15 protein-coding genes and 1 pseudogene are annotated in these 17,935 nt (G+C 64.7%); 10 read left to right on the forward strand and 6 right to left on the reverse strand.

The window, feature by feature from the left end; genetic code table 11:
* The first annotated feature begins 111 nt into the window (after nucleotides 1-111).
* Nucleotides 112-930 (forward strand): enoyl-CoA hydratase/isomerase family protein, encoded by an 819-nt coding sequence (locus JQ632_RS37705; RefSeq protein WP_212407782.1) that lies wholly within the window; start codon nucleotides 112-114, stop codon nucleotides 928-930.
* A 159-nt stretch (nucleotides 931-1,089) separates the two neighbouring features.
* On the opposite strand, the gene JQ632_RS37710 is transcribed toward JQ632_RS37705, so the two are convergent.
* From JQ632_RS37710 to JQ632_RS37730, 5 genes are all read right to left on the reverse strand, one after another.
* Nucleotides 1,090-3,204: an acetate--CoA ligase family protein gene (locus tag JQ632_RS37710; RefSeq protein WP_212407783.1), complete on the reverse strand. Its 2,115-nt coding sequence runs from the start codon at nucleotides 3,202-3,204 to the stop codon at nucleotides 1,090-1,092.
* Nucleotides 3,205-3,384: 180 nt separating this feature from the next.
* Nucleotides 3,385-4,146 (reverse strand): hypothetical protein, encoded by a 762-nt coding sequence (locus tag JQ632_RS37715; protein ID WP_212407795.1) that lies wholly within the window; start codon nucleotides 4,144-4,146, stop codon nucleotides 3,385-3,387.
* 2 nt (nucleotides 4,147-4,148) lie between these two features.
* The gene (locus JQ632_RS37720) at nucleotides 4,149-4,940 is read right to left on the reverse strand and encodes an enoyl-CoA hydratase (protein ID WP_212407784.1); all 792 of its coding nucleotides are present in this window, start codon (nucleotides 4,938-4,940) and stop codon (nucleotides 4,149-4,151) included.
* A 177-nt stretch (nucleotides 4,941-5,117) separates the two neighbouring features.
* Nucleotides 5,118-6,323, reverse strand: a complete 1,206-nt coding sequence (locus tag JQ632_RS37725) for an ABC transporter substrate-binding protein (RefSeq protein ID WP_212407785.1) — start codon at nucleotides 6,321-6,323, stop codon at nucleotides 5,118-5,120.
* Nucleotides 6,324-6,476: 153 nt separating this feature from the next.
* Entirely contained in the window at nucleotides 6,477-6,905 is a 429-nt protein-coding gene (locus JQ632_RS37730) for a VOC family protein (protein ID WP_212407786.1), read from the reverse strand.
* A gap of 75 nt (nucleotides 6,906-6,980) precedes the next feature.
* Here JQ632_RS37730 and JQ632_RS37735 point away from each other — a divergent pair.
* Both JQ632_RS37735 and JQ632_RS37740 read left to right on the forward strand, forming a co-directional pair.
* Nucleotides 6,981-7,737, forward strand: a pseudogene (locus JQ632_RS37735) (thermonuclease family protein).
* Nucleotides 7,738-7,861: 124 nt separating this feature from the next.
* Nucleotides 7,862-9,271 (forward strand): M48 family metalloprotease, encoded by a 1,410-nt coding sequence (locus JQ632_RS37740; RefSeq protein WP_249152817.1) that lies wholly within the window; start codon nucleotides 7,862-7,864, stop codon nucleotides 9,269-9,271.
* 115 nt (nucleotides 9,272-9,386) lie between these two features.
* On the opposite strand, the gene JQ632_RS37745 is transcribed toward JQ632_RS37740, so the two are convergent.
* Nucleotides 9,387-10,712 (reverse strand): MFS transporter, encoded by a 1,326-nt coding sequence (locus JQ632_RS37745; protein ID WP_212407788.1) that lies wholly within the window; start codon nucleotides 10,710-10,712, stop codon nucleotides 9,387-9,389.
* Nucleotides 10,713-10,892: 180 nt separating this feature from the next.
* Between JQ632_RS37745 and cyoA the strand changes: the two genes are divergently transcribed.
* Genes cyoA through JQ632_RS37780 form a run of 7 tightly spaced genes read left to right on the forward strand, consistent with a single transcriptional unit; the run spans nucleotide 10,893 to nucleotide 17,820 of the window.
* A complete protein-coding gene (gene cyoA, locus JQ632_RS37750) occupies nucleotides 10,893-12,056 on the forward strand; it encodes a ubiquinol oxidase subunit II (RefSeq protein ID WP_212407789.1) in 1,164 nt (387 codons plus the stop codon).
* A 23-nt stretch (nucleotides 12,057-12,079) separates the two neighbouring features.
* The gene (cyoB, locus tag JQ632_RS37755; protein ID WP_212407790.1) at nucleotides 12,080-14,080 is read left to right on the forward strand and encodes a cytochrome o ubiquinol oxidase subunit I; all 2,001 of its coding nucleotides are present in this window, start codon (nucleotides 12,080-12,082) and stop codon (nucleotides 14,078-14,080) included.
* The gene (cyoC, locus tag JQ632_RS37760) at nucleotides 14,080-14,709 is read left to right on the forward strand and encodes a cytochrome o ubiquinol oxidase subunit III (protein ID WP_212407791.1); all 630 of its coding nucleotides are present in this window, start codon (nucleotides 14,080-14,082) and stop codon (nucleotides 14,707-14,709) included. Before cyoB ends, cyoC begins: the two co-directional genes overlap by 1 nt.
* Nucleotides 14,706-15,083, forward strand: a complete 378-nt coding sequence (gene cyoD, locus JQ632_RS37765) for a cytochrome o ubiquinol oxidase subunit IV (protein WP_212407792.1) — start codon at nucleotides 14,706-14,708, stop codon at nucleotides 15,081-15,083. Before cyoC ends, cyoD begins: the two co-directional genes overlap by 4 nt.
* Nucleotides 15,080-15,934, forward strand: a complete 855-nt coding sequence (locus JQ632_RS37770; RefSeq protein WP_409363540.1) for an SURF1 family protein — start codon at nucleotides 15,080-15,082, stop codon at nucleotides 15,932-15,934. The genes cyoD and JQ632_RS37770 overlap by 4 nt, the downstream gene beginning before the upstream one ends.
* Nucleotides 15,906-17,297: an ATP-binding protein gene (locus JQ632_RS37775; protein ID WP_212407793.1), complete on the forward strand. Its 1,392-nt coding sequence runs from the start codon at nucleotides 15,906-15,908 to the stop codon at nucleotides 17,295-17,297. Before JQ632_RS37770 ends, JQ632_RS37775 begins: the two co-directional genes overlap by 29 nt.
* The gene (locus JQ632_RS37780) at nucleotides 17,287-17,820 is read left to right on the forward strand and encodes a response regulator transcription factor (protein WP_212407794.1); all 534 of its coding nucleotides are present in this window, start codon (nucleotides 17,287-17,289) and stop codon (nucleotides 17,818-17,820) included. The genes JQ632_RS37775 and JQ632_RS37780 overlap by 11 nt, the downstream gene beginning before the upstream one ends.
* The last annotated feature ends 115 nt before the right edge of the window (nucleotides 17,821-17,935 follow it).

Below are 17,935 nucleotides of genomic sequence, written 5' to 3' on the forward strand. Positions count from 1 at the left end.
CAACAGACCTGAACGAAACAAGAATTGTGTTACCCATGTCGTCGGTTTGAACTGTTACCCATCTCGCCGGTTGCTCATTCGCCACGGAGACATAGAGATACTGGAGGCCAAATGAGCACCTACAAGGACATCGGCGTCGAGAAGGTCGGGCACGTCGGCACCATCGAGATCCGCAGGCCCCCGCTCAACTTCTTCGACATTTCCCTGATCAACCAGATCGCGGACGCGCTCGACGAGTTCGACCGCGACATCGAGATCCGCGCCTCCGTTCTCTCGGCGCAGGGCAAGGCGTTCTGCGCCGGCGCCAATTTTGGCGATCCGGCGCGCCAGGCGCAGGAAGCCCAGGAAGCCGAGAAGAAAGCAAAGGGCGATCCGGCCGACAGCCTCGGACCGATCAACCATCTCTACATCCAGGCCGTGCGCATCTTCCGCGCCAAGAAGCCGATCGTCGCCGCCGTGCAGGGCGCAGCCATCGGCGGCGGATTGGGTCTCGCGGTGTCAGCGGATTTCCGCGTCACCTGCCCCGAGGCGCGCTTCTCCGCGAATTTTACAAAACTCGGCTTCCATCCGGGCTTTGGCCTGACGACGACGCTCCCCGAGCTGATCGGCAAGAACAATGCGGAGCTGATGTTCTACACCAGCCGCCGCGTCACCGGCGAAGAGGCCTACAAATGGGGCCTCGCCAACGAGCTGGTGCCGCAGGACCAGGTGAAACCAGCCGCGATGAAGCTCGCCGGCGAGATCGCCGAATGCTCGCCGCTCGGCCTGCTATCGACGCGCGCAACGATGCGGCAAGGCCTTGCCGATCGCGTGATGGCCGCAACCAACCACGAACTCGCCGAACAGACGCGGCTGAGGGCAACGGAGGATTTCAAGGAAGGCGTGAAGGCCACGGAAGAGCGCCGGGTGGCGAACTTTAGGGGGCGGTAGCTCCTCTTCCTTCTCCCCTTGTGGGAGAAGGTGGTGCGAAGCGCCGGATGAGGGGTTGTTTCCGCAATCTCCTCTCTGGCGAATGTGCGCGCGGAGAGAGACCCCTCACCCGTCTCGCCGCTACGCGGCGAGCCACCCTCTCCCACAAGGGGAGAGGGGTTAACCACGCCCCACGACCAGCGCATCCACGATCGTCACGCCCTGCCCTTCGCCGTGCACCAGCACCGGGTTGAGCTCGATTTCTGCGATCTCCTTTGCATGCCGCGCCGCCAGCACGGAGACATCCGCGATCAACCGCGCCAGCGCCGCGACATCCGCCTTCGCAGCTCCGCGAAAACCATTGAGCAGCGGCGCGGCCTTTAGCCCCGCCAGCATCGCGCCGGCCTCCTCCGCGCTGACCGGCGCCGGCCGATAGACGACGTCGCGAAACAGTTCTGTGGTGATGCCGCCGAGGCCCACCATCACCATCGGCCCGAACGTCGCGTCCGTCATCGTGCCGACGATGATCTCGACGCCCTTCTTCGCCATCGGCGCGAGCAGCACGCCCTGGAGAACGGCATCCGGCCGATGCCTGCGCGCATTGTTGAGGAGCGACTCGAACGCCAAAAACACTTCGCCCTTGGTCGTGACGTTGACCCGCACGCCGCCGACTTCGCTCTTGTGCGCGATGTCCGGCGACTGGATTTTCATCGCGAGCGGAAAGCCGACACGGCCGATCGCCGCGTCGAGCCCGCTCCTGTCCGTCACCAGCACCTCGTCCGGCAGAGCGATGCCGGTGGCGCGCAGCAACGCCTTGCTGTCGGCCTCGGAGAGAACAGGCGATTCCAGATGTGCCGACAGATCGCGCGGCGGCAGCCGCGCATCCTCAGCGGGCTTCGGCGGCTCGAATTTCGCGTAGTCGACGAGCTGGCGCATGGCGACGCCGACATGGGTGAGGCCGGAGAGCACGACCACGCCCGACTTGGCGAGCTCGCGGCGCGCGAAGTCCGACGGCAGCGTGTAGGAGTAGAACACGACCGGCTTGCGCTGCGCCGCCAGCACCGGCTTCAGCTCGGCCTCCCTGAACGGCATCCGCACCTCGCTCGACAGCGACAGCACGACCAGGATCGCGTCCACCTCGTCGGACGCCGTGAGCAGATCGACGCTCTTTTGAAGCCCACCCGAGGTCACGCCTTGCGCAGTGACGTCGATCGGGTTGCGCGCGGAGCCGTAGGACGGCATCAGCGTCCTGATCCCCGCCTGGATCGCCTCGGATAGTTCCGGCACCTGCAGGCCGCGCAGCGCCACCGCATCCGCGCCCCAGATGCCGGCGCCGCCGGACACCGTGACGACCGCGACACGATCGCCCTTCGGCGGCGGATTGCTCGCGAGAACGGCGGCGATCGTCAGGGCCTCGTCGAGATCGTTGGAGACGATAAAGCCGAATTTGGCGAACACCGCGTCATAGGCCGCCGACCAGCCGGCCATGCTCGCGGTGTGCGAGGCGGCGGCGCGCATCCCAGCGCCGGAGCGGCCGACTTTTGTGACGATGACGGGCTTTTTCAACTCGGCCGCGCGCTGCGCCGCGGCGAGAAATTTGTCGACGTCGCGAATGCCCTCAATGAACAGCATGATCACGTCGGTCGAGGCGTCCTGCACCATGTAGTCCAGAAACTCGCCGGCGCCGAGGTCGGATTCATTGCCGGCGCTGACGACGTAGCTCACGGCGACGCCGAGCGCCTTGGCGCGGTGATAATACGCAAAGCCGATGCCGCCGCTTTGCGCGACGATGCCGATCCGCCGCGTGGTCGCGACCAGCGGCACCACATCAGGCTTGACGTCGACCGCCGGGCTGAACGTTACCGCCACCCGCTGCGCCTGGCTGAAAAAACCTTCGGCATTGGGGCCGGAGATCCGCATGCCGGTACGCCCAGCGAGATCGGCGATCGCATCCTGCATCGCCGCGCTGTCGCCGCCCTCCTCCGCGAAGCCCGAGGAGATGATGACCGCGTTCTTGACGCCGGCCGCGGCGCATTGCTCCAGCGCCGCAAGCACCGCGCGGGCCGGGATGATGATGACGGCGAGATCGATCGGCGCGCCGATCTCGGCGACCGATTTGTAGCAGCTGAGACCGTCGATATCGGGATAGTTCGGGTTCACCGGATAGATGGGACCGGGATATTCGTTCTTCCGCAGCATCGACAGCAGCCGCCCCGGAATCTTTTCGTGATCGCGCGAGGCGCCGATCAACGAAATGCTTGCGGGCGCGAAGAAGCTGTCGAGCGGATGCGGCATGGGCGCGGGGGTCCTGTTTGATGGCAATCCGTCATCCCGAGGTGCGAGGCACGCGGTGCAAAGCACCGCGTGGTGAGCCTCGAAGGATGAGCGGCCCGACTGGTGGCCGTTCATCCTTCGAGGCCTCCGCTACGCTCCGGCACCTCAGGATGACGGATTGAGAAGATTGCACACTGCGGATCAAGCAGCGAGCCGGAACGTCACCCCACCCAGCAGAAACTCATTGCCGGCCACCGCATGCCCCTTCGTCTTCGCGGCATGGAGCACGCGGGCAGCATCGGTGACGCGAAACTCCAGTCCGCTCATGATCTCGCTGGCACCCTTCACGAAACGGAAGGTGGCGTTCGGCAGCCCCAGCTCGGCACCGTCACCGGACTTCGTCGCGGCAATGCCGATAATCCTTCCCCAATGCTCGGCCAGCCCCTGCGGATCCGGGCTCTGCATCTCGACCGCGGTCAGGGCCTGCGTCGTCTCCTTGCTAATGAACTTTTGCCAGTCCGGCCCGGCCGGCGGATAGGCCCCCAAAATGTCGTCGCTGCCGTCGGTATGGTTGAATTCGATGAAGGCGGCGCGGCAGTCCCGGGGATGGAGCTGTACGCCGTGATAGGGCGGATGGTCGATCACATTCGCGGTGCGCACACCCAGCGCATTGGCGTTGCGGCCGCGCTCGTCGGGATCATCGCAGCAGAAAATCGCCATGTAGCCGCCGCGGCCGCCGGTCTTTTCGATGAAGCGGCCGGCCGTGGTGCCGTCCTTGAAGGGCGCGACCACCTCCAGCAGGATCGTGTCGACCGGGAACAGCGCATTCTCCAGGCCATATTTTGCGACGTTACCGTCGCGGTAACAGACGGCGAGCCCCATGATCCCGGCGATATCAGAGATCACGGGCTCGAGATGCGGCGCGACCAGGCAGATCTGCCGCAAGCGCACATATGAGGCCATCGTCATTCGCCCCTGAAGGCGGGCTTGCGCTTCTCGACAAAGGCCTTTGCGGCTTCCTTGTGATCGGCGGTATCGCCGCAGCGAGTGTGATGGATCGCCTCGCCGTCAAAACAATCTTCCAGCGTGAGATGCTCGGCATTGTTGATGTTGCGCTTGATGTAGCCGAGCGCGATCGACGGGCCCTGCGCCAGCGACAGCGCGAGCTCGTGCGCGGCAGCATCGATCTCGCTATCGGGCACGACTTTTGTCACCATGCCGATGGCGTGGGCTTCCTTCGCCGTCAGCACCGGCGACATCAGATAGAGCTCGCGCGCCCGCGCGCTGCCGAGGAGCTGGGTGAGGAAATAGGTCCCGCCGTAATCACCGGAGAAGCCGACCTTTGCGAAGGCCGTGGTGATCTTGCAGGATTCGCTCGCGATGCGGAGATCACAGGACAGCGCCATCGAGAGACCGGCGCCGGCTGCCGCGCCGTCGAGCTGCGCCACCACGGGTTTCGGCATCTGATGCAGGATACGCGAGACCTCCATGCCGCGACGTAAGTTCGCAAGCTTTTGCTCGAATGGCAGCGGCGCGCGGCCCTCGGCCATCGACTTGACGTCGCCGCCGACACAGAAGGAGCCGCCGGCGCCCTTGAACAGCACCGCGCGCACCTCCGGATCTTCAGCCGCGCGCCGCGCCGCCTCGACCAGCCCGCGCACCATGTCCGGGTTCAGCGCATTTTTGCGCTCGGGCCGGTTCATGGTGATCGTGAGCAGCCCGCCTTCGAGCTTTTGCAGGACCATTTCGTTGCTCATGGGACTCTCCCTTGTCATTATTTGCTCTGTCATTCCGGGGCGCGCCTCTCGGCGCGAGCCCGGAATCCATTTCTCAACCGTCACTGCGACCCAATGGATCCCGGGCTCGCGACTTCGTCGCGCCCAGGGATGACGACCTGTTGATGGGCTCGCTTTTCGCCGCGACGGCTCGCGCCGTCACTTCTTCACCAGCGGGCAGCGCGACTGCTCCAGCGATTGGAACGCCTCGTTGCCGGACACGGTGGCGAGCAGCTTGTAATCGTCCCAGCGGCCCTTGGACTCCGACGGCTTCTTCACCTCGAACAGGTACATGTCGTGCACCATGCGGCCATCCTCGCGGATCTTGCCGCCCTTGGCGAAGAAGTCGTCGATCGGCGTCTCCTTCATCACCTTCATCACGGCGGCGGAATCGGTCGTGCCCGCCGACTTCACCGCCTTCAGGTAATGTGTGACGGAGGAGTAGACGCCGGCCTGCGCCGAGGTCGGCGGCCGCTTCACCCGCTCCTGGAAGCGCTTCGCAAACGCGCGCGTGTCGTCGTTCAGGTCCCAGTAGAAGGCTTCCGCCAGCAGCAGGCCCTGCGCGGTCTCGAGTCCGATCGAATCGATGTCGGTGACAAAGGCGAGCAGCGGCGAGATTTTCTGGCCACCCTTCATGATGCCGAACTCGGCCGACTGCTTGATGGCATTGACGGTGTCGCCGCCGGCGTTCGCGAGCCCGATCACCTTGGCCTTGGAGGCCTGCGCCTGGAGCAGGAAGGAGGAGAAGTCCGACGAGTTGAGGGGATGGCGGACATTGCCCAGCACCTTGCCGCCGGTCTTGACCACGACATTGCTGGTGTCCTTCTCGAGATCCTGGCCGAAGGCGTAGTCAGCGGTGAGGAAGAACCAGGTGTCGAGGCCGGATTTCACGGCCGCAAGCCCCGTCACATTGGCCTGCGCGAAGGTGTCGAACACGTAGTGAACCGTGTAGGGGCCGCAGGCCTCGTTGGTGAGGCGGATCGAGCCGGGACCGTTGAAAATGACGATCTTGTTGCGCGCCTTGGCGATCTCACCGGCGGCGAGCGCCGTGGCCGAGGCCGCGACATCGAACAGCATCTCGACGCCCTGATTGTCGAGCATGTCGCGAGCGATGTTGGCGGCGAGGTCGGCCTTGTTGAGATGGTCGGCGGCAACGATCTGGATTTTTCGCCCCAGCACCTCGCCGCCGAAATCTTCCGCTGCCATTCTTGCTGCGGTCTCGCTGCCCGGTCCGGTGATGTCGGCGTAGAGGCTCGACATGTCCAGGATGCCACCGAGCTTCAAAGGCGGCTTGTCCTGCGCCTGCGCGGCGCTCGCACCGAGCGCAAACGCGGCGGCGACCATGCCGGACAAAATTCTATTCATCGAAGACCTCCCTTATCGTGCCGTGCTCTGATGGCGGCTTGGTTATTGCTCTTGGTATTAGCCTGTAATCATGCCGCATGCGCGAGAGCGCAGCAAGTCAGGCACGCGCGCAGCGTCTGCGCGCATGTTTTCCGCAAAGCGGAATGACGTCGGTTATTTGGAGTCGGCCAGCAGCCCCTTGCCCGGCACGTGATTGAGCTCGAGCCGGATGCCGTCGGGATCTTCGAACAGCAGCGAATAATAGCCCGGCGCCCATCTGTCCTCGCGCGGCGCGCGAATGATCTTGGCGCCGAGCGTTGTGACGAAGCGATGCAGCTCGTCGACATCGGCGCGCTCGCGTGCGCGGAAGCAGAGGTGATGCAGCCCGACGCGCTTCTGCTCGAACGCGGTCCCCGCATGCTCCGGCGCCGGCGCCGAGATGCCGACCGCGGTGCGGCCGCCGACACAGTAGAACGTCGTCTCGGTGTCGATGACCGGCGTCAGCCCGAGGAACGGCAACAGCTTGCGGTAGAAGTCGCGCGAGCGCTCGAAATTGGACGCGGTCAGGAAAGTATGCGCGATGCCGTTGATCTCGATGCCCATCTCAATCCCCTTGCCCTTTGCTCATGAAGCCGGTTTCTTCTTGGGGTTGAACATAGCGCAACTTTTACCTGGAACGTGAAGCAGGCAATCTCCCTCCTCGTCGCAGCATCGCTTCTCCTCGCCTGTCACGGCGCGGCGCGCGCGGCCGCCTGCCAGTTCGAAGCGCAGGGCGAGGGCCGCGTCGCTGATATCGTGGATACGCGAACCCTGCGTCTCGACGACGGGCGCGAGGTCCGGCTGACGGGCATCGAGCCGGTGACGGGCACGAAGCAGGCGCTCATCGCATTGCTGGTCGGTCACGATGTCACGCTGCGCGCCACCGACGACACGCCCGACCGCTACGGCCGGCAGCCCGGCGCTGGTGTTTCTTGCCGACGGCGAGAGCCCGGTGCAGAGCATTCTGCTCGGCCAGGGCGACGCGCTAGTCTCGGCAGAAATTTCCGACAAGGACTGCGCCGCCGCCCTACTCGCCACTGAGGCTGAGGCAAGGAAGGCAAAAAAGGGAAATTGGGCTGACCCATCGGCCATAAAAAACGCGGAAAGTTCGGACGATATTTTGGCCGGGATCGGGCGCTTTGTGGTGGTTGAGGGGAAAGTCCTGTCCGTCAGGCAAGCCGGGGCAACGACTTATCTCAACTTCTCCCGGAACTGGACACGGGGCTTCGCTGTGACTATTTCAAGGCGCGTGGTCACGGCGTTCGACGGCGCCGGAATCAACCCTAAGTCACTGGAGAATAGACGGATTCGAGTGCGGGGTTGGGTCGAAGGGAATACCGGGCCACGGATCGACGTGCTCCGGGTGGGACAAGTTGAGTTACTGGGCGCGAATTAGCCGGCAGACCAGCCAAGGCTAGGCACGACGAGTAAGCGACGTGAATGGGGAACTAGGACGGCAGAGGGGTCAGACCCGCGGCCTTCGGGCTGCGCCGGCCGGGCTGTGCCTGTTGCTTGGCACCATGCTCGCCGGCTGCGGCGACATGGGCCGGTTCCAGACCTCGGCGCCCGCGGTCATCATGCCCAAGCCGAAGCCGGCGGTGGCGCAGACGCCGGCCACCGAACGCGAGCACGAACGCATTCTCGCCAACTATGGCGGCGGTTATGACGATCCGCGCCTGGAGGCGCTGGTTTCGAAGACGGTCGAGCGGCTGGTCGCAGCATCCGATCGTCCGGACCAGGGCTACAAGGTCACCATCCTCAATTCCGGCGCGGTGAACGCCTTCGCGCTGCCGAACGGACAGCTCTACGTCACGCGGGGGCTGCTGGCGTTGGCCAGCGACACGTCCGAACTGTCCTCCGTGCTCAGCCACGAAATGGCGCATGTGCTCTCCAAGCACGCCGCCGAGCGCGAGGGGCAGGCGCGCCAGACGGCAATTGCGACGCGCGTCCTCACCGACATGGGCGGTAACGATCCCGAGCTCACCGCGCTCGCGCTCGCCAAGACCAAGCTCACCATGGCGAGCTTCTCGCGCAAGCAGGAGTTCGAGGCCGACGGCATCGGCGTCGGCATCGCCGCCCGCGCGCATTTCGACCCCTATGGCGCGGCGCGCTTCCTCTCCGCGATGGAGCGCAACGCGGCGCTCAAGGCGGGCAAGAGCGCGCTCGATCCTCGCGCACAGGATTTCACCTCGTCGCATCCGGCGACACCCGAGCGCGTGCAGAACGCGCAGTCGATCGCGCGGCAATATGCGGCGCCCGAAGGCGCCGAGCGCGACCGCGAGAGCTATCTCGCGGCTGTCGACAACATCGTCTACGGCGAGGACCCCAGCGAAGGTTTTGTCCGCGGCCGCAGATTCCTGCATCCAAAACTCGGCTTCACCTTCCAGGCGCCGGACAATTTTACGCTCGACAACACCGCGCAGGCGGTGATCGGCGTGCGCGAGGGCGGCTCGCAGGCGATGCGCTTCGACGTGGTGCGGGTGCCGGCGGAACAGTCGCTCGGCGACTACCTCAATTCGGGCTGGATGGAAGGCGTCGACAAGGCCTCGACCGAGGACATCACCATCAACGGTTTCCCCGCAGCCTCGGCCACGGCCAAGGGCGACCAGTGGCAGTTCAAGGTCTACGCACTGCGCTTCGGCAGCGACGTCTACCGCTTCATCTTCGCGAGCCGCCAGAAGACCACCGAGAGCGATCGCAACGCACGCGAGACGGTGAATTCATTCCGCCGCCTGACGCTCGAAGAGATCCAGGCCGCGCGCCCGCTGCGCATCAAGGTGATCACCGTGCAGCCCGGCGACACCGTGGAATCGCTCGCCCACCGCATGGCCGGCGTCGATCATCCCGCGGATCGCTTTCGCGTGCTGAATGGCCTCGATGCAAAGGGCCAGGTGAAGGTCCGCGACCGCGTGAAGATCGTGGTGGATTGACGATCTTGTAGGGTGGGCAAAGCGAAGCGTGCCCACCGCTTTGCTCACAGCTCGAACGGATCGTGGGCACGGCGCAAGTGCGCCTTTGCCAACCCTACAAGAGCGAAGTGCGTTGCTACTCCACGCTCTCCCGCAGCCCGCTCAGCCACAGTGCAAAGATCGTCCACATCGCGCCCGAGAGCAGATACGCGCCCGAGGCGATGACGCCGAGATTGGTCGCCAACAACAACGCTGCGAGCGGCGCAAAGCCGGCGCCGAACAGCCAGGCCATGTCTGACGTCAGCGCGGAGGCCGTGTAGCGGTAGACCTGCCTGAAGTTGGAGGCGATCGCGCCCGACGACTGGCCGAACGACAGGCCAAGCAGGATGAAGCCGATCACCATGTAGATGGTCTCGCCGAACTCGCCGGCGTCGAGCAGTTGCGGGGCAAAGCCGCTGTAGATGGCGATCGCGATCGCCGAGCCCATCAGCAGGGATTTTCGCCCGACGCGATCGGCGATCATGCCGGAAGCGACGATCGCGGCGACGCCGAACACCGCGCCGACCATCTCGATGATCAGGAATTTCACCGGGCTCTCGCGGGTGAACAAGAACACCCAGGAGAGCGGAAACACCGTCACCATGTGGAACAGCGCAAAGCTCGCCAGCGGCGCGAACGCACCGATCATGATGTTGTGGCCCTCATGGGCGACGGTTGTGGAGATGCGCGCCGGCTGCAGATCGCGGCTCTCGAACAGCGAAGCATATTCCGGCGTCGCCACCATGCGCAGCCGCGCGAACAGCGCCACGACGTTGATGGCGAAGGCGACGAAGAACGGATAGCGCCAGCCCCAGTCGAAAAAGTCTTCCGCCGACAGATTGCCGGCAAAGTAGGCGAACAGCGCGCTCGCCACGATCAGGCCGAGCGGCGCGCCGAGCTGCGGCACCATCGCGTACCAGCCGCGCTTCTCCGGCGGCGCGTTGAGCGCGAGCAGCGAGGCGAGCCCGTCCCAGGCGCCGCCCCAGGCGAGACCTTGCGCGGCACGCGCCAGCGCCAGCAGCCAGATCGCGGCGGCGCCGATCTGGCTGTAGCCGGGCAAAAAGGCGAGCGCGACGGTCGCCGTGCCCAGCAGGAACAGCGCCAGAATCAGCTTTGCGCTCTTGCCGTAGCGGCGGTCGATGGTCATGAACAGGACGGTGCCGACCGGCCGCGCGATGAAGGCGAGCGCAAAGATCGCGAAGGAATAGAGCGTGCCGGTCAATTCGTTCGCGAACGGGAAGACCAGGCGCGGAAAGACGATCACGGACGCGATCGCATAGACGAAGAAGTCGAAGAATTCCGACGTGCGCCCGATGATGACGCCGATGGCGATATCGCCCGGATTGGCCTGGTCGTGGCCAAGCTGGCCTGCAAGGTGACCTGAATCCGTGCCTGCCATTGCCGGGGTCTGTGCCATCGCCATTTTGCGCTCTTCAAGTCCTTAGAAATTCCATAACGACCACCGGGCGGTGGCTCGGCAGCCTGCCCTCTCTGGCCGACGATGCCGCACTGCAACATTGGACAAATTGTCCAATGTCCGCCTTGCTGCGCCGCAGCTAGGCCTTGGCTCTGCAATAGAAACTCATTCTCAAAGAGCCTGCCCTTGTCACGTCTCAAGACCCTGGCGCTACTACCTTTGGCCGTCACCCTGAGCGGCTGCAACTTCGTCGTGCTGGCGCCGGCCGGCGATATCGCCGCCCAACAGCGCGACCTCGTCATCATCTCGACCGTCCTGATGCTGCTGATCGTCGTCCCGGTCATGGTGCTGACCGCAGTGTTCGCCTGGCGCTACCGCCAGTCCAACAGCTCGGCCCGCTACGAGCCGGAATGGGATCACTCGACCAAGCTCGAGCTGGTGATCTGGTCGGCCCCGCTCCTGATCATCGTCTGCCTCGGCGCGCTGACCTGGATGGGCACGCATCTGCTCGATCCCTACCGCTCGCTCGGGCGCATCGCCGCCGAACGCCCGATGGACAAGGCGCGCGCCCCGCTCGAGGTCGACGTCGTCGCGCTCGATTGGAAGTGGCTCTTCATCTATCCCGACCACGGCATCGCCACCGTCAACGAGCTCGCCGCCCCTGTCGATCGCCCGATCAACTTCCGCATCACGGCCTCCACCGTGATGAACTCGTTCTACATTCCCGCGCTCGCCGGCCAGATCTATGCGATGCCGGGGATGGAGACCAAGCTGCACGCGGTGGTCAACCACGCCGGCACCTACAAGGGCTTTTCGGCGAACTACAGCGGCGCAGGCTTCTCCGGCATGCACTTCGCCTTCCACGGTCTTGACGACAAGAATTTTGACGACTGGATCGCGCGCGCCAAATCGGCCGGCGGTTCGCTCGACCGCGTCGAATATCTCCAGCTCGAGAAACCGAGCCAGAACGAGCCGGTGCGCCGCTACGGCTCGATCGACACCGATCTCTATCGCGCCATCCTCAACATGTGCGTCGAAGCCGGCAAGATGTGCATGAGCGAGATGATGGCAATCGACGCCAAGGGCGGCCTCGGCCACGAAGGCCTCAACAACACCCTGCCACTCGCCTACGACAAATATGCCCGCCGCGGCACCGCGCTCGGCCCCGAGCCCGCCTTCGTCGCCGGAACCTGCACGCTAGAGGCGCCGCAGGGCCAGACCACCGCCGCGATCAAGGCGCCGACCGACACAGCGCCACTCGCCGGCGCCGGGTTGAAGCGGCCGGCCTTCGCGCCGCTTCGGTCCTCCGATTCGCTCTTCCTCGGACAACGTCCGAAGTCAGACTCCTAAAGAGAGCTCGCAAGAGAACACACATGTCCAGTCCTGATCTCATCAAGCTCATCTTCGGCCGGCTCACGCTGGAATCGCTGCCGCTGCACGAGCCGATCGTCGTCGGCACCTTTGCGGTGGTCGCGACCGGCGGCCTCGCGCTGTTCGGCGCGCTGACCTATTTCCGCCTGTGGGGCTATCTGTGGCGCGAATGGTTCACCACCGTGGACCACAAGCGCATCGGCATCATGTACATGATCCTCGGCATCGTGATGTTGCTGCGCGGCTTTGCCGACGCCATCATGATGCGCGCGCAGCAGGCGATCGCCTTTGGCGGCTCCGAAGGCTATCTCAACGCCCATCACTACGACCAGATTTTTACCGCCCACGGCGTGATCATGATCTTCTTCGTGGCGATGCCGCTTGTCACGGGCCTGATGAACTACGTCGTGCCGCTGCAGATCGGCGCGCGCGACGTGTCGTTCCCGTTCCTCAACAATTTCAGTTTCTGGATGACGGTCGGCGGCGCGGTGCTGGTCATGGCCTCGCTGTTCATCGGCGAATTCGCCCGCACCGGCTGGCTCGCTTATCCGCCGCTCTCCAACATCGGCTACAGTCCCGATGTCGGTGTCGACTATTACATATGGGGCCTCCAGGTCGCAGGCGTCGGCACCACGCTCTCGGGCATCAACCTGATCTGCACCATCGTCAAGCTGCGTGCGCCCGGCATGACCATGATGCGGATGCCGGTGTTCACCTGGACCTCGCTCTGCACGAACGTCCTGATCGTCGCCTCGTTCCCGGTGCTGACCGTGGTGCTCGCGCTCTTGTCGCTCGACCGCTATGTCGGCACCAACTTCTTCACGAACGATTTTGGCGGCAGCCCGATGATGTATGTGAACCTGATCTGGATCTGGGGCCATCCCGAGGTCTACATCCTGGTGCTGCCGGCCTTCGGCATCTTCTCGGAGGTGACCTCGACCTTCTCCGGCAAGCGCCTGTTCGGCTACACCTCGATGGTCTACGCCACGGTCGTCATCACCATCCTGTCGTACCTGGTCTGGCTGCACCACTTCTTCACGATGGGCTCGGGCGCCAGCGTCAACTCCTTCTTCGGCATCACCACCATGATCATCTCGATCCCGACGGGCGCGAAGATGTTCAACTGGCTGTTCACGATGTATCGCGGCCGCATCCGTTTCGAATTGCCGATGATGTGGACGCTCGCCTTCATGTTCACCTTCGTGATCGGCGGCATGACCGGCGTCCTTCTGGCGGTACCGCCGGCCGACTTCGTGCTGCATAACAGCCTGTTCCTGATCGCCCACTTCCACAATGTGATCATCGGCGGTGTCGTGTTCGGCGCATTTGCCGGCATCGTCTACTGGTTCCCCAAGGCGTTCGGCTTCCGGCTCGATCCCTTCTGGGGCAGGGTGTCGTTCTGGTGCTGGGTGACAGGCTTCTTCTTCGCCTTCATGCCGCTCTATGTGCTGGGCCTGATGGGCGTCACCCGCCGCCTGCGCGTGTTCGACGATCCCTCCTTGCAGATCTGGTTCATCGTCGCCGGCTTCGGCGCGGCCCTGATCTTCGTCGGCATCATGGCCATGCTCGTGCAGTTTGCCGTCAGCATTTTGCGCCGCGAGCAGCTCCGTGACGTCACCGGCGATCCCTGGAACGCCCGCACGCTGGAATGGGCAACGTCCTCGCCGCCGCCGGACTACAACTTTGCCTTCACGCCCGTCGTGCATGACAACGACGCGTGGTGGGACATGAAGCGCCGCGGCTATCAGCGTCCGCTCACCGGCTTCAAGCCGATCCACATGCCCTCGAACACCGGCACCGGCATCATCCTCGCCGGGCTTGCGACCGCGATGGCGTTCGGCCTGATCTGGTACATGTGGTGGCTGGCCGCTGTCTCCTTCATCGCGCTGCTCGTCGTCGCGATCGGCCACACCTTCAACTATCACCGCGACTTCGACATCCCGGCCGACCAAATCGTCCGGACTGAGGACGCGCGCACAAACCTGCTCGCCGGAGCCAAGTGATGACCATCTCAGTCAAACCCCAACAAACCGGCGAGCCGCTGTTCTACCTCGCCGACGAGCATCCGCATCCCGAGGGCTGGAGCACGTCGCTCGGCTTCTGGATCTATCTGATGAGCGACTGCCTCGTCTTCGCGATCCTGTTTGCGACCTATGGCGTGCTCGGCGCCAACTACGCCGCCGGTCCCGCGCCAAAGGACCTGTTCGACCTCAATCTGGTCGCGATCAACACCTCGATGCTGCTGTTGTCGTCGATCACCTACGGCTTTGCGATGCTCACCATGCAGCAGGGCCGCGTTGGCGCCACGCAAGCCTGGCTCGCGATCACCGGCCTGTTCGGCCTTGCCTTCATCGGCATCGAGCTCACCGAGTTCGCCCACATGATCCATGAGGGCGCCACGCCCCAGCGCAGCGCCTTCCTGTCGTCGTTCTTCACCCTGGTCGGCACCCACGGGCTGCACGTCTCCTTCGGCCTGGTCTGGCTGGTGACGCTGATGACGCAGGTCTGGCGCTTCGGCCTGATCGAGGCCAACCAGCGCCGCCTGATGTGCCTGTCGATGTTCTGGCACTTCCTCGACGTGGTCTGGATCGGCGTCTTCACCTTTGTCTATCTGATGGGAATGCTGCGATGAACACAGACACCCACGCCGCTGCCGCGGCGCATCATCACCCCGACCAGCACGCCCATGGCTCGCTGTCGACCTATCTGCTCGGCTTCATCCTGTCGGTCGCACTCACCGCCGTGCCGTTCTGGCTGGTGATGAGCGGCGAGCTCGGCAACAAGCAGGTCACGGCGCTCGTCATCATGGGCTTTGCCGTCGTGCAGATCGTCGTGCACATGGTCTACTTCCTGCACATGAACACGGCGTCCGAGAACGGCTGGACCATGATGGCGCTGATCTTCACCATCGTCATGGTCGTGATCGCGCTGTCCGGCTCGCTTTGGGTCATGCACCACCTCACGACCAACATGATGCCCATCCACGAAATGAGCGGGATGAAGTGAGCGATATCGGGCTTGCGAGATCTTGGGACGGCGGGACGCGCGGCCGGACAACCGCTGCGCGATCGCCCTCGCCTTGGCTCGTCGCCCTCGCGCTGACCACCATCGCCATCCTGACCGCACTTGGGATCTGGCAGATCGAGCGCCGCGCCTGGAAGCTGGCGCTGATCGACCGGGTCGAGCAGCGCGTTCACGCGGCGGCCGGCCCGCTGCCCGTAGCGTCGTCATGGCCCGCGATCTCGGCGGGGAGCGACGAATACAGGCACGTCGCCGTCAGCGGCCGGTTCCGGCACGACCGTGAAACGCTGGTTAAAGCCGTGACGGAGGAAGGCGGCGGCTACTGGGTCGTGACGCCGCTGCAGCGCGACGACGGCACGATCGTCCTGATCAATCGCGGTTTCGTGCCGCCGGAGCGGCGCGATGTCTCCACACGCTTGGACGGCAATCCCGACGGCGAGGTCACGGTCATCGGACTTTTGCGCATAACCGAGCCGAAGGGCGGCTTCCTCAGGACCAATGAGCCCACGCATGAGCGCTGGTACTCCCGCGACGTCGCCGCGATATCAGCTGCGCGCGGGCTCCACGACGTCGCACCCTTCTTCATCGATGCCGATGCGACCGCGAATGCGCGCAATGCACCGATCGGCGGCCTGACCGTGATCCGCTTTCCCAACAACCACCTGATTTATGCGCTGACATGGTTTGCCCTCGCCTTTATGCTGGCGGGGAAACTCTTGGTCATATCAGGCGGCGGGCTGTTTCGCCGCCCACGCTTCGCTCGCCCGGCGGGTGACGAAGCTCGCGCCGCCCGCGGGACGGGATCAGATGCTGGAACGATCGTCGAGCCGACCTGACGACGAGGGACGCCGGTCCCGCGACGACGATGCGGCCATGGCCCCGGGCGTGCGAACGGAGCTCGCGGGCTTCTCGCTGCAATCGTCGAGCGACGACGACACCAACCGCAAGAACATGGCGCTGCTGATCCAGTTGCGCTGGACCGCCGTGGTCGGCCAGATCCTGACCATCGGCGTCGCGCATTTCTGGCTCGGCATATCCCTGCCGCTCGGCCCGATGGGCGCGGTGATCTGGGCGCTGGTCCTGCTCAACGTCTTGAGTCTCGCCTGGGTCCGCTACCGGCCCGAGATCACCAATCACGAGCTGCTGGTCGCGCTGATGCTCGATGTCGCGGCGCTGACCGCGCAGCTCTATCTCAGCGGCGGCGCCACCAATCCCTTCACCTCGCTGTTCCTGCTCCAGGTGACGCTCGGCGCAGTCCTGCTCGACGCGCGCTCGACCTGGTCGCTGGTCGCGCTGACCTGCGCGAGCTTCGTCTGGCTCACAATCGCCTACCGGCCGCTGGACCTGCCGCCCAACCCGCTGAGCAACACCTACAGCCTGACCGTAACAGGCATGCTCCTCGGATTCGTCCTCAACGCCGTGCTGCTCGTCGTGTTCGTCACCCGTATCAACCGCAATTTGCGCGACCGCGACGCGCATCTGGCCGCCCTGCGCCAGCATGCGGCCGAGCAGGACCACATCGTCCGGATGGGCTTGCTCGCCTCGGGCGCGGCGCATGAGCTCGGCACGCCGCTCGCCTCGCTCTCGGTCATCCTGAGCGACTGGCGCCGCATGCCCGACCTCGCCGCCAATCATGAGCTCGCCGAGGACCTCTCCGAGATGGAAACCTCGGTGCAACGCTGCAAATCGATCGTGACGGGCATTCTGGTCTCCGCCGGCGAAGCGCGCGGCGAAGGCTCTTCGCCAACGACAGTCACCGCCTTCCTCACCGCGCTGGTCGAGGAATGGCGCACCGCACGCTCGGCCCACACGCTCTATTTCACCAACACCTTTGGCGAGGACGTCGCGATCGCCTCCGACGTCGCGCTAAAGCAGGTGATCTTCAACGTGCTCGACAATGCCTATGAAGTCTCGCGCGAATGGGTCGAGCTGATCGCCGAGCGCGAGGGCGACAATCTCGTGCTGTCGATCAGCGACCGGGGGCCCGGTTTCGCGCCGGAGATGCTGGCGCAGCTCGGAAAACCCTACCAGTCGAGCAAGGGGCGCGCCGGCGGCGGGCTCGGCCTGTTCCTGGTGGTCAACGTCGTGCGCAAGCTGGGCGGCACCGTCACGGCGGAGAACCACCGCAAGCGCGGCGCCACGGTGCGCCTGGTGCTTCCGCTGTCGACGCTCGCGATCGGAGGCGGCTTTGACGCCTGACCGCTCGCTCATCGTCGTCGAGGACGATGCGGGCTTTGCCCGCACGCTGAAGCGCTCGTTCGAGCGCCGCGGCTACGATGTCGTGCTCGCCGCCTCCATCGAGGAGGTGAAGACGATTTTGGAAGAAAAATCCTTCGGCTACGCCGTCGTCGATCTCAAGCTCGGCGGTGCGTCGGGACTCGCCTGCGTCGAGCTGCTGCACGCCCACGATCCGGAAACGCTGATCGTCGTGCTCACGGGCTTTGCCAGCATCGCCACCGCCGTCGAGGCGATCAAGCTTGGGGCCTGCCACTATCTGGCAAAGCCGTCCAACACCGACGACATCGAGGCCGCGTTCCAGAAGGCGCAGGGCAATGCCGAGGTCGCACTCGACGTCCGCCCCACCTCGATCAAGACGCTGGAATGGGAGCGCATCCACCAGACCCTGATCGAGACGGACTTCAACATCTCGGAAGCAGCACGGCGGCTCGGCATGCACCGGCGCACGCTGGCGAGGAAGCTCGAGAAGCGGCCGGTGAAGTAACGATCTCTCCCAGAGCCCAGACTCGTAGGGTGGGTTAGCTTTGGTCTCTCAGGAGGTTGTCCATCTGGTCTGAACCGAGGAAGCTGAGGTTGCGAAGCTTCAGTGTTCCAGGGAG

The organism is Bradyrhizobium liaoningense (assembly GCF_018130955.1).
GTDB classification, from domain to species: domain Bacteria; phylum Pseudomonadota; class Alphaproteobacteria; order Rhizobiales; family Xanthobacteraceae; genus Bradyrhizobium; species Bradyrhizobium liaoningense_C.